Raw genomic sequence first — 11,628 nt, forward strand, 5'->3', positions numbered from 1 at the left:
CCCCCCCGCGCCCGCCACCCTCAGCGGCCGTCCGGCGTCCGCACGCCGTACCAGAGATCCTTGACCTGGTCGTAGTGCTGCTTGGCGCTGTACTGCGCCACCGGGACGGCGACGAAGCGCGTGGTGAGGCGGCCGACAGTCTGCACCACCTGGTAGGAGCCCACCACCCGGTCGCGCTGGGCGGCGATCAGGGCCACGCGGGCGCTCAGGAGTTCCTGCTGGGCGTTCAGCACGTCGAGGGTGGTGCGCTGGCCGACCCGGGCCTCCTCGCGCACGCCGTTCAGCGCCACCTCGTTGGCCTGGACCTGAGCCTGCGAGGCGATGACGCGGGCCTTGGCCGCCTCCAGCGCCCCCCAGGCGGTGACGATGCCGGCACGGACCTGGTCGCGGGTCAGCTCGGCCTGGAGCCGGGCCTGGCCGACCTGCTCCTTGGCCTGGCGGATCTGCGCGTATTCGGCGCCGCCCTGGTAGAGCGGAACCGTGAGCTGCCCGACGATCGAGCCCTGGAAGTAGCGGGTATTGGCGATCTGCTGGTCGAAGACCTGCGCGGCGTTGCCGCTCAGCGCCACCGTCGGGTAGAGTGACGATTCGGCGATCTTGACCTGCGCCTCGGCCGCATCGACCGCGTGGAGGGCGGAGAGGATCGCCGGGTGCTCGGTGAGGCCGATCTCCACCGCCGCCGTCAGGGTGCCGGGAACGAAGCGGTCGATCGGACGGCCCGGGGCGAGCTGGCGCGGCTCGACGCCGATCACCTGCCGGTAGGTCGCGATGCTGGTGCGCAGATTCGCCTCGGCCAGGCTGACCTGGGCCCGGGCGCCGGCGAGCCGCGCCTCGGCCTGGGCGACGTCGGTGCGGGTGACCTCGCCGACGTTGAAGCGGTCGCGGGTCTGGCGGAGCTGCTCCTCCAGCACCTCGACGTTGTTGCGGTTGAGCTCCAGCGTGGCGGTGTCCGCCAGCACGTTCATGTAGGCCTGCGCCGCCGAGAACAGCGTCTGCATCTCGGTGTTGCGCAGGGTCTCGCGGCCGCCCAGCACCTGCGACTCGGCCTGCCGGGTCTGGTTGTCGGTCCGGAAGCCGTTGAACAGCGTCTGCGTCACGGAGACGCCGGCGGAGCCCGGGATCAGGGTCTGCGAGGCGTCGCCGCCACCGATCTCCCCGCGCCCGGCGCCGAGGCGCCCCGATACGTTGCTGACGCCCACGCTGGCCGAGGCGCTGACCTGCGGCCGGTAGCCCGCCAGCGCCCGCGGCACGTTCTCGTCGCTGGCGCGCTGGCCGGCGCGCTGCGCATTGAGCGTCGGGTTGCCCGCATAGGCCCGCGCCAGCGCGGTCTCCAGGGTTTCCGCGGTCGCGCCCTGGCCCGCCATGGCGAGCGCCATGACGGCGAACCCGCCCAGCCGAAGCCCGCGGAACGCCCGAGTTCCTGTGTCAGTCACGCCTGTCTACCCTGTGCGGCTAGCCCACAAACGACCGGCTCTGCACCGCACGCGGCGGAGCCGAGTCGTCATATCGCTGTGCCCACCTCGACCGTGACATTAGCCGAGGGTTCCGCCGCGAGCACCGCCCCAACGCGGTGAATCGCAGAGTTTGACCGGCGGTGCCGCATAAAAGCGACAGGTGCTGCCCCCCCTCAGGGGCTGGGAGCCACGGCCGGGCGCTTCGCGCACCGTCCTGCTCCACGGCGACACTCAGTTTGCAAGGGATTGGTAAACGAAAGATTATCGTGGACTGCGCCCGGGTCGGCCTGACCCTGCGGTGCGGAGGCCGGATCCAGGCGGGCGGCCCGCCGGACTGCCTTGGCCCCGATGAGTCTTCCCGGACAATTCGCATCCGGGGACCGGGCGGGGACGCCGGGCGTCCTGCCCGGCTGGCCGGACGGGCCACCCTCGTCCGGCGGTGGCCCCGTGATTCGGGCGCGGGGCCGGCCGGCGCCGGAGCGTCAGAACGCGAAGCCGGCCTCGACCGCGAAGGCGCGCAGCGGCGGCAGGGTGGCGTCGAAGAGCGGGCGCGAGCCGAAGGCGTCGCCGGAGCGCACCCAGAGGGTCGCCTTGGCCGGACGGCCCTGGCCCTGGACGCAGGCGAGGCGTCCGCCATCGGCGAGCTGGTCCAGCAGCGTCTGCGGACGCCGCTCGACCTGGCCCTCGATCAGGATCGCGTCGTAGGGCGCGTGGCCCGCGGCGCCCTTGTCGAGCGGGCCGACCTCGACGGTGACCCCGTCGCCGACCCGCTCGCGCGCCGAAGCGGCGAGGCCCGGGAGTGATTCGAGGGCGACGACCTCGACGCCGAGGCGGCGCAGGAGGGCGGCGGCGTAGCCGAGCCCGGTGCCGACATCGAGGACGCGCTGGCCGGGCTTGAGGGCAAGCGCCTGGATCAGGCGCGCCAGCACCATCGCGGCGGGCATGAAGCGGGTCTCGCCCTCCTCCGTGCCGACGGCCTGGGGCTGGTCGATATAGGCAAAGGCTTGCCGGTCCGCCGGCATGAACCGCTCGCGCGGGACGGCGTCGAACGCATCGAGGAGGGCGATGTCGGTCACGTCGAACGTCCGGAGCTGGCAATCGACCATGAGGCGGCGCGCTTGCGCGTAGTCGAGCATGAACGTCTCTGGAGAGCTTGAGCGACGGCCAAGCCGCGACGGTCAAGCCGCCGGGCGACGCGGTTGTGGTGGATCGCCGACCAAAAGGCAAGGATACGAAAAAGCCCGGCCCTCATACGAGAGCCGGGCCGATCTGTATCGCAACAGGAAAAGAAGGGTGGAGGCCTCGCCCGGAATCGAACCGGGGTGCAAGGATTTGCAGTCCTCTGCGTAACCACTCCGCCACGAGGCCATCCGGGCCGGCTTTCGAGCCGGCGATCGGGCGGGCCGGGCTTGGACAGCGCCGGCCGCTCCGTCTCCCCGGCGTCGGGCGGACAACCCGGGGACGAGGGGTCATTAGCAGAGCCTGCCCGGGCTTCGCAACAGGGATCCGGCGGGAAAACCGCGATGGGCGGGGGTGAAATGAGCCGGCTCGCCAAAATCGCCCGCGACGCCTCTCCGGGGGCGAAAATCCCTTGCGCACCCTCCCCGCCTTGGGTAGAGGTCCGGCCGCGATCCCCGATAGCTCAGCTGGTAGAGCAGGCGACTGTTAATCGCCTTGTCGCAGGTTCGAGTCCTGCTCGGGGAGCCACCCTCTCCCGCATCGTTCCGGTCCCGGCCGGTCCCGCGCCCTGCCCTCATCCGCGGGGCCTTTCGCGTGGCGCACGCTCGTGCCCCGGCCTTCATCCGAAAAAATCGACGGAACCTGTCGCCCGGTCCAGTGGTTCTCCGTTCAACTTGCTGCAACGCTTCTCTGCACGGCGCCGCGAAGCAATCCAGCAGCCTTCGATACAGGAGTTTCCAATGATCGGCTGGGCTATCACCTTCCTCGTCGTCGCCCTCGTCGCAGCTCTGCTGGGCTTCGGCGGTATCGCCGGCACCGCCATGGAGGCGGCCAAGATCGTGTTCTTCGTGGCGATCGTGCTGTTCGCGGTCTCGGCGATCTTCGGTCTGATGCGCGGCCGCTCGCCTCGGATCTGACGAACACGCGGCCGGCCCGACGGGCCCGCCTCCCCGATCAGGGCGGTCCCTCGCGGGGCCGCCTTTTTCGTTGGCGCGGGTGCGCGATTCGGGTGCGCGTCGGCGTGGGGATCCGCGGTTCAGCCCTCGGCCACGCGCCGCATCCGCGGTTGTGACGCCGGATGCATCCGGGCCGCGCGCGGCGTCAGCCGGTGCACCGTCGCGGAGGGGGGCGAGACCGCCGCGCGGCCCGCGCGCAGATCCGACAGGAGGATCGCCGCCGCGAGGTAGCCGAGGGAGGAGACCTCGACCCTGTGGGGGCGGAGTGGCCATTCGAAGCGGGCCGTGGCGATCATGCACACCCTCCCTGTCTGCCCGTGCTTGCAGCCGAGGGGGCCGCCCCGCGGTCTCCGGCCGGGGCCGCGCGGGGCCCCCTTCGGTCTTCGACCGCGGACGGGCGGGCCAGGCAGCCCTCGGAGTGTCACCGCCTGGCCCGTCGACCACGCCCGACCGTGCAAGGGAGAGTGGACACGGCGGGTGCAGTGCAGACGGCCGTGCAAGCACCGTGCCAGCATCGGGCGGTGTCGTCGCAGGAGCGATGCGCGCGAGCGGGATCGGAATTCGGGGGTTTTTCGGGATCATGACACCCTGGTCGCAACGCAGAATGGCATGGGCAGAGTGGCATGGTGCGACGCACAACGCGGCGCGGCTCCTTGTTCGCCGATCCCTTCTCTCTCCGAACCGGTGACCGCTTCGGCATCCGCCGACACGGCCGATGGGAGGAGATGCCTCTCGGCCGCGGGGGGCGCCCGGTCGGGAATCGGTCCCGGATGGGTGGCGGCGGCGCCCGGAAATCGGGCACAATGCCTGGATCGGGCCATCGTGCCCCTTTTTCGGAGACACACTGGCATGTCGATCGGCCCCTTCGTTACGGCGGACTGGCTCGCAGAGCGGCTCGCGGCGCCCGACATCGTCGTGGTCGACGGCTCCTGGTACCTGCCGGCGATGGGCCGGGACGCCGAGGCCGAGTTCCGTGCCGGCCACATCCCGGGGGCGCTGCGCTTCGACATCGATGCGGTCCGCGACGAGGCGAGCGCCCTGCCCCACATGCTGCCGTCGCCGGAAGCCTTCGCGTCGCGCATGCGCCAGATGGGCATCGGCGACGGCATGACGGTGGTGGTCTATGACGGGGTGGGCCTGTTCTCGGCCCCACGGGTGCGCTGGACCCTGAAGGCGTTCGGCGCCCGCGACGTCGCGATCCTGGAGGGGGGCTTTCCGGCCTGGCTCGCCGGCGGCCATCCGGTCGAGGAGGGCGAGGCGCAGCCCCGCGACCGGCGCCACTTCACCGCCCGCCTCGACCATTCGGCGGTCGCGAATGTCGGCGACGTGCAGCGGGCGCTGGCCGGCCAGGCCCAGGTGGTCGATGCCCGCTCGCCCGCCCGCTTCGCCGGCGAGGAGGCCGAGCCGCGCCCCGGCGTGCGCCCCGGCCACATGCCCGGTGCCCTGAACCTGCATTACGCTGCCCTCCAGGAGAACGGCCGGCTGAAGGACGAGGCCGCTTTGCGCGAGGTGGTGGCCCGGGCCGGCATCGATCTCGACCGGCCGGTGGTCACCACCTGCGGCTCCGGCGTGACGGCGGCGATCGTCTCCCTGGCGCTCGAGAGCCTCGGCCGCCCGCCCCGTGCCCTCTATGACGGCTCGTGGTCGGAATGGGGCGCGCGGGAGGACCTGCCGGTCGCGACCGGGCGGTAGGGGGCCGTCGCCCGGCCCGGGGGCCGGGCGTCCTCCTCAATGCAGGATCTGGCTCAGGAAGAGCCGGGTCCGCTCGTGCTCGGGGGCGCGGAAGAACGCCTCGGGGGTGTTCGATTCGACGACCTGGCCCTCGTCCATGAAGATCACCCGGTCGGCGACCTGACGGGCGAAGCCCATCTCGTGGGTGACGCAGAGCATCGTCATGCCCTCGTCGGCCAGCCCCACCATCGTGTCGAGCACTTCCTTGACCATCTCGGGATCGAGCGCCGAGGTCGGCTCGTCGAACAGCATGATCTTGGGCGCCATGCACAGCGAGCGGGCAATCGCCACACGCTGCTGCTGGCCGCCCGAGAGCTGGCCCGGATATTTGTGCGCCTGGTTCGGGATCTTCACCCGGGTCAGGTACTTCATGGCGATCGCCTCGGCCTCGGCCTTCGGCATCTTCTTCACCCAGATCGGCGCCAGGGTGCAGTTCTCGAGCACCGTGAGGTGCGGGAACAGGTTGAAGTGCTGGAACACCATGCCGACCTCGCGGCGGATCTCGTCGATCCGCTTGAGATCGCTGGTCAGCTCGATCCCGTCGACCACGATGCGCCCGGCCTGGTGCTCCTCCAGGCGGTTGATGCAGCGGATCATCGTCGACTTGCCGGAGCCGGAGGGGCCGCAGACCACGATCCGCTCGCCCTTGCGCACGCTGAGAGTGACGTCGCGCAGGACGTGGAAGGCGCCGTACCACTTGTTGACCCGCTCCAGCGAGACCGCCGTGGGCGCGCTGGCCAGCCGCGTCGCCGAGGTGTTGCGGGGAGCGAGATCCGGATCGGTCTCGGGAAGGGCGGTCACGGGCAGGGTTTGGGCGGGAGAGGAAGCCATCGGGGAACTCACCGTGTCTGGCCCGCCGCGAGCCGGCGCTCGACGAAGCGGGCATAGCGCGACATGCCGAAGCAGAAGACGAAGTAGAACAGGGCCGCGAAGGCGTAGCCGGTCATCACCACGGTCGGCGCCGCCCAGGCGGGATCGACCCGGGCCGATTCGATCGTGCGGATGAAGTCGAAGATGCCGACGATCGAGACCAGGCTGGTATCCTTGAACAGCGCGATGAAGCTGTTGACGATGCCCGGGATCACGATGCGCAGGGCCTGGGGCAGGATGACGAGGCGCATCCGGTGCCAGGGGCTCAAGCCCAGCGACATCGCCCCCTCGGTCTGGCCGCGGGGAATCGCCTGCAAGCCGCCCCGCACCGTCTCGGCCATGTAGGCGGCGGAGAACAGCGCGATGCCGACGAGCGGCCGCACCAGCCGGTCCACCGTGACGTCGCCGGGCAGGAACAGCGGCAGCATCACGTTGGCCATGAACAGCACGGTGATGAGCGGCACGCCGCGCCAGAACTCGATGAAGATGACGCAGAACAGCCGCACGATCGGCAGCCGCGAGCGCCGCCCGAGCGCCAGCAGGATGCCGAGGGGCAGCGACGCGACGATGCCGACCAGCGACACGATCAGCGTCACCAGCATGCCGCCCCACAACGCGGTCGGAACGGCGGCCAGCCCGAGGGCCGGCACGCCGGCCAGGAGCCCGTAGGACACGATCGGGAAGACGACGAAGAAGTAGAGCGCGCCCCAGGCCCGCTTCGGCGCGTCGAGCCACAGCATCCACCCGACGCCGATCGCCATCAGGGCGAAGAAGACGTTCGGGCGCCAGCGCGCCTCGACCGGGTACGAGCCGTAGACGAAGTAGTTGATCTTGTTGGCGACGAAGGCCCAGCAGGCACCGACCGGGCGGCCCAGCACCTCGGGCCGGCAGGCATCGCGGTTCTCGCCCGTCCAGACCGCGTCGATGACGAGGAAGCGCAGGAGCGGCGGCAGCACCAGGGCGATCACGGCAAGCGCCGCCAGCGTCATCGCGGCGTTGGCCGGGCTGGAGAACAGGTTCTGGCGCAGCCAGGCGAGCGGCCCGCTGACCAGGACGGGCGGGGCCGCGGCGGGCACCGCCTCGCGGCGGACGAAGGTGAGAGGCTGGGCTCCGGCGGTCATCGGGGGTCTCACCGCTCGATCAGCGCGACGCGCCGGTTGTAGAGGTTCATCACGAAGGCGGTCACGAGGCTGATGGTCAGGTAGACCGCCATGGTGATCGCCACGACTTCCACCGCCTGGCCGGTCTGGTTCAGCACCGTGCCCATGAAGACCTGGACCAGGTCGGGATAGCCGATGGCCACCGCGAGCGACGAGTTCTTGGCCAGGTTGAGGTACTGGCTGGTCAGCGGCGGCACGATCACCCGCATCGCCTGCGGAATCACCACCAGCCGCATGGTCGGGCCGGGTTGCAGGCCGAGCGCCCGGGCCGCCTCGGTCTGGCCCTTGTTGACCGCCTGGATGCCGGCCCGCACCACCTCGGCGATGAAGGCGGCGGTGTAGACCGTGAGCCCGAGCACCAGGGCGACGAATTCGGGATAGAGCTGCATCCCGCCGCGCAGGTTGAAGGTGCCCTTCACCGGATAGTCGAGCGCCACCGGCGCGATGCCGATCAGGGCCAGCACCCCGTAGGTCAGGAGCGGCAGGCCGAGGATCAGCGCCAGCCCGACCGCCAGCACCGGCAGGCGCCGGCCGGTCCGCGCCTGCTCGCGCGTCGCATGGGCCCGGAACACCAGGGTTCCGACGAGGCCGATGGCGAGGGCGATGGGCAGCGCCCAGGCATCCGCCGCCAGCAGGGGCTTCGGCAGGTACAGGCCGCGCTGGTTGAGGAAGACGGAGGTCCCGAGGGCGTAGGAATCGCGCGCGGCCGGCAGGCTCGCCAGCACCGCGACGTACCAGAACAGCAATTGCAGCAGCAGGGGGATGTTGCGCAGGACCTCGACATAGACCGTGGCCAGCGTCCGCACGATCCAGTTCGGCGACAGCCGCGCCACGCCGACCGTGAAGCCGAGCACGGTGGCGAGCACGATGCCGATCACCGCCACCATCAGGGTGTTGGTGAGCCCGACCAGGAAGGCGGTGCCGTAGGTCGAGGTCGCGGCGGCGAAGGGGATCAGCGTCTGGTTGACGTCGAAGCCGGCGGTGTTGCCCAGGAAGCCGAAGCCCGAAGCGACGCGGGCGTTGCGCAGGTTCTCGGCGGCGTTGCCGATCGCGATCCAGGCCAGCAGCCCGACCGCGAGCAGCAGCAGGATCTGGTAGGCCGCCCCGCGGATGCGCGGATCGTAGAGGGGCGAGACCCGGGGCGGACCGGGCGGTGCATCGGCCGGAAGCTGCGTCGGCAAGGGGGGCGTGCTCGCGTCTGATGATGGCGGACGATGACGGGCGGGGACGGCGCCCGGACGGCCGGGCGCCGCGTCGCTCAGGCGATCAGCGGATCGGCGGGCCGTATTGCAGGCCGCCCTTCGACCACAGGGCGTTGAGGCCGCGCTGGATCTTCAGGGGCGAGCCCTGGCCGACGTTCTTCTCGAACACCTCGCCGTAATTGCCGACGAGCTTGATGATCCGGTAGGCCCAGTCGTTGGTGAGACCGAGATCCGTGCCGTACTTGCCCTCGGTGCCGAGGATGCGCTTGACGTCCGGGTTGTCGGTCGACTTCGCCAGCTGGTCGACATTGGCCTGCGTGATGCCGGCCTCTTCCGCGTTCAGCATCGCGTAGTGGGTCCAGCGGACGATGTCGGCCCATTGGGCGTCGCCCTGACGCACGGCCGGCCCGAGCGGCTCCTTCGAGATGATCTCGGGCAGCACGATGTTGTCGTCGGGCGCCGAGGCGCGCAGGCGCTCGGCATAGAGGCCCGACGCATCGGTGGTGAAGGCGTCGCAGCGGCCGGAATCGTAGGCTTTGAAGGTCTCGTCGGAGCTGGCGAAGGCCACGACCTCGTATTTGAGCTTGTTGGCCCGGAAGTAGTCGGCCAGGTTCAGCTCGGTGGTGGTGCCCTGCTGGGTGCAGACCGAGGCGCCGTCGAGCTGCTTGGCCGAGGTGACGCCGAGCTTCTTCTTCACCATGAAGCCCTGACCGTCGTAGAAATTGACGGCCGGGAAGTCGAGACCGAGGGTGGTGTCGCGCGACATCGACCAGGTGGTGTTGCGCGACAGGACGTCGACCTCGCCCGACTGGAGCGCCGTGAAGCGGTCCTTGGCCGAGAGCGGGATGAAGCGGATTTTCGTGACGTCGTTGAAGATCGCCGCGGCGAGCGCCCGGCAGAAATCGACGTCGAGCCCGGTCCAGCGTCCCTGCGCGTCCGGCACGCCGAAGCCGGCCAGCCCCGGGTTGGAGCCGCAGGAGAGGTAGCCCTTCTGCTTGATGCTGTTGAGTGTCCCTTGCGCCTGGGCGGCGCCCGCCAGCAGGGTGGCGCCGAGCCCGAAGGCCAGGGCGGCGACGATTCTCTTCATGGGGTCTTGCGTCTCCCGTTCCGGTCGCGGCGCCCGTCGGCCGCCGCCCGTTTGCTCAAGCACGGACACTGCCTAAGCAAAAGGCATTCCAAGCGAAGCGGGCTGCGCGGTCAAGGGGTTGGCGCCTGCGACGAACAGCGTAGGCCGGCGCCTCTTCCGGGGTCGCGGCCGGGGACCCGGCTTCCTCGCCCGGTCTTGACGGGAGCGGCCGGCCCGGGATGTGCTCCGCCCCGGCATCCGACCGCCCGACATCGTCACGCCAGAGGCCCGATGAGCATCACCCCGCCCCGCGACAGGACCCGCCTCGGCACCCGCACCCGCCTGGTCCATGCCGGCCGCGACCCGTCGCAGCAGCACGGCTTCGTCAACACCCCGATCTATCGCGGCTCGACCGTGCTCTACGAGAGCTACGACGCGCTCAAGCACCGGCGGGCGGAATATACCTACGGCACCGCCGGCACCCCGACGATCCGGTCCCTCGAAGCCGCCTGGACCGAGCTGGCGGGGGCCGCCGGCACGGTGCTGACGCCGTCGGGCCTCGCCGCCATCACGGTCGGGCTGCTCTCCTGCCTCAAAGCGGGCGACCACCTGCTGGTCACCGATTCCGCCTACCGGCCGACCCGGGTCTTCTGCGACGGGTTTCTCGCGCGGTTTGGGGTCGAGACCACCTATTACGCTCCCACGATCGGGGCCGGCATCGCGGACCTCATGCGCGGCAACACGGCGGCGGTGCTCACCGAGGCGCCGGGCTCGCAGAGCTTCGAGATGCAGGACATCCCGGCCATCGCCGCGGTGGCGCATGCCCGCGGCGTCTGCGTGCTGATGGACAATACCTGGGCGACGCCGCTGCTGTTCCCGCCCCACGCGCGCGGGGTCGACATCGCCATCGAGGCGGGGACCAAGTACCTGTCGGGCGGCTCGGACCTGCTGCTCGGCCTCACCTCGGCCAACGCGCAATACTGGCCGGCCCTGCGGCGGACCTTCGACCTTTTCGCGATGTGCGCCGGTGCCGAGGACGTCTTCCTGGCGCTCCGGGGCCTGCGCACCCTGCCCTTGCGCCTGCGCGAGCACGGCGAGCAGGCTCTGGCGCTCGCCCGCTGGTTCCAGGGCCGGCCCGAGGTCGCCCGGGTGCTGCATCCCGCCCTGCCGGAGGATCCCGGCCATGCGATCTGGTCGCGCGACTTCCTGGGCTCCTCCGGCCTGTTCTCGATCATCCTCAAACCCTGCCCCGAGGCCGCCGTGGCGGCGATGCTCGACGGGCTCGAGCTGTTCGGGATGGGCTTCTCCTGGGGCGGCTTCGAGAGCCTGGTGATTCCGTTCGATTGCGCGTCCTACCGCACCGCCACCGCCTGGACCCCGGAGGGCCCGGGCCTGCGGATCCAGGTCGGGCTCGAGGACCTCGACGACCTGACGCAGGACCTGGAGGCGGGCTTCGCCCGGCTGCGGGCGGCGTCGTGAGCCCCCGGCAGGGCCGGTCCCGGACGGGCCCTGCCGCAGGCCATCGCTCCCCTCGCCATCGCTCCCCTCTCGGCCGATCCCGTCCGGCGCGGCCGCGCCGGTACCAAACTCCCCCGCGGGTCGTTGACGGCGCGGCCGGCGCCGGGGGAACCCGAGGCGTGCGCCACCTGGATTCGCTCGCGCAGTCCCGGGCCACGAGCCCATCCCCGATCAGGCGGCCGGGTCAGCCCGTCATCGGCCCCGAGGCCAGCCCCCGCCGTGCCCGGACAATCTCCGACATCACGCCAAAGACTTGGCGACACTTCGAGATCGGAGCCAACGGTCGTTGAAAACGACCGTTGGTATTGCCGCCGTCCCGCGTGGGGCTGGTCGACCCGACCCAAGCCTGCGCCGCCCCGACGACCAATCTTGGCCGTTGCACAGCACATGCGGTGCCGTGCGATAGATTTGAAGAAAAATCCAAAATTGATACTGATACCAACGGCCGAAGATGCTGACGCATCCGGCCGTTGCTCCATCTCGAATTTTCGA

At 70.7% G+C, this 11,628-nt stretch carries 10 protein-coding genes and 2 tRNA genes; 4 read left to right on the plus strand and 8 right to left on the minus strand.

The genetic code is table 11. The features are described 5' to 3' along the window. Positions 1–20: 20 nt before the first annotated feature. The 3 genes from VP06_RS13395 to VP06_RS13405 all read right to left on the minus strand — a co-directional run bounded on the left by VP06_RS13395 (position 21) and on the right by VP06_RS13405 (position 2,822). Positions 21–1,376, minus strand: a complete 1,356-nt coding sequence (locus tag VP06_RS13395) for a TolC family outer membrane protein (RefSeq protein WP_197093201.1) — start codon at positions 1,374–1,376, stop codon at positions 21–23. A gap of 560 nt (positions 1,377–1,936) precedes the next feature. Next, positions 1,937–2,590 carry a protein-L-isoaspartate O-methyltransferase family protein gene (locus VP06_RS13400; RefSeq protein ID WP_048464280.1) on the minus strand — a complete coding sequence of 218 codons (654 nt, stop codon included), beginning with the start codon at positions 2,588–2,590 and terminating at the stop codon, positions 1,937–1,939. 158 nt (positions 2,591–2,748) lie between these two features. Then, a tRNA-Cys gene (locus VP06_RS13405) sits at positions 2,749–2,822 on the minus strand. Positions 2,823–3,085: 263 nt separating this feature from the next. Between VP06_RS13405 and VP06_RS13410 the strand changes: the two genes are divergently transcribed. Continuing rightward, positions 3,086–3,161, plus strand: a tRNA-Asn gene (locus VP06_RS13410). 212 nt (positions 3,162–3,373) lie between these two features. Further along, complete coding sequence (locus VP06_RS34915; protein WP_048431004.1) at positions 3,374–3,550, plus strand: DUF1328 domain-containing protein; 177 nt, start codon at positions 3,374–3,376, stop codon at positions 3,548–3,550. A 119-nt stretch (positions 3,551–3,669) separates the two neighbouring features. On the opposite strand, the gene VP06_RS13420 is transcribed toward VP06_RS34915, so the two are convergent. Further along, the gene (locus tag VP06_RS13420; protein WP_048464281.1) at positions 3,670–3,885 is read right to left on the minus strand and encodes a hypothetical protein; all 216 of its coding nucleotides are present in this window, start codon (positions 3,883–3,885) and stop codon (positions 3,670–3,672) included. Between the two features lie 553 nt (positions 3,886–4,438). On the opposite strand from VP06_RS13420, the gene sseA reads away from it, so the two are divergent. Then, positions 4,439–5,281 (plus strand): 3-mercaptopyruvate sulfurtransferase, encoded by an 843-nt coding sequence (gene sseA, locus VP06_RS13425; protein WP_048464282.1) that lies wholly within the window; start codon positions 4,439–4,441, stop codon positions 5,279–5,281. A 36-nt stretch (positions 5,282–5,317) separates the two neighbouring features. On the opposite strand, the gene VP06_RS13430 is transcribed toward sseA, so the two are convergent. The 4 genes from VP06_RS13430 to VP06_RS13445 form a co-directional block, all read right to left on the minus strand. After that, positions 5,318–6,061, minus strand: coding sequence for an amino acid ABC transporter ATP-binding protein (locus tag VP06_RS13430; RefSeq protein ID WP_197093202.1), 744 nt, complete (start codon positions 6,059–6,061; stop codon positions 5,318–5,320). 98 nt (positions 6,062–6,159) lie between these two features. Beyond that, a complete protein-coding gene (locus VP06_RS13435; protein ID WP_048464284.1) occupies positions 6,160–7,311 on the minus strand; it encodes an amino acid ABC transporter permease in 1,152 nt (383 codons plus the stop codon). Between the two features lie 8 nt (positions 7,312–7,319). Next, positions 7,320–8,531, minus strand: coding sequence for an amino acid ABC transporter permease (locus tag VP06_RS13440; protein ID WP_048464285.1), 1,212 nt, complete (start codon positions 8,529–8,531; stop codon positions 7,320–7,322). A gap of 85 nt (positions 8,532–8,616) precedes the next feature. Next, on the minus strand, positions 8,617–9,639 hold the full coding sequence (locus VP06_RS13445; RefSeq protein WP_048464286.1) for an amino acid ABC transporter substrate-binding protein: 1,023 nt from the start codon (positions 9,637–9,639) through the stop codon (positions 8,617–8,619). 270 nt (positions 9,640–9,909) lie between these two features. Between VP06_RS13445 and metC the strand changes: the two genes are divergently transcribed. Further along, complete coding sequence (gene metC, locus VP06_RS13450; RefSeq protein WP_048464287.1) at positions 9,910–11,097, plus strand: cystathionine beta-lyase; 1,188 nt, start codon at positions 9,910–9,912, stop codon at positions 11,095–11,097. Positions 11,098–11,628 lie beyond the last annotated feature (531 nt).

Source organism: Methylobacterium aquaticum (assembly GCF_001043915.1).
Lineage (GTDB): Bacteria > Pseudomonadota > Alphaproteobacteria > Rhizobiales > Beijerinckiaceae > Methylobacterium > Methylobacterium aquaticum.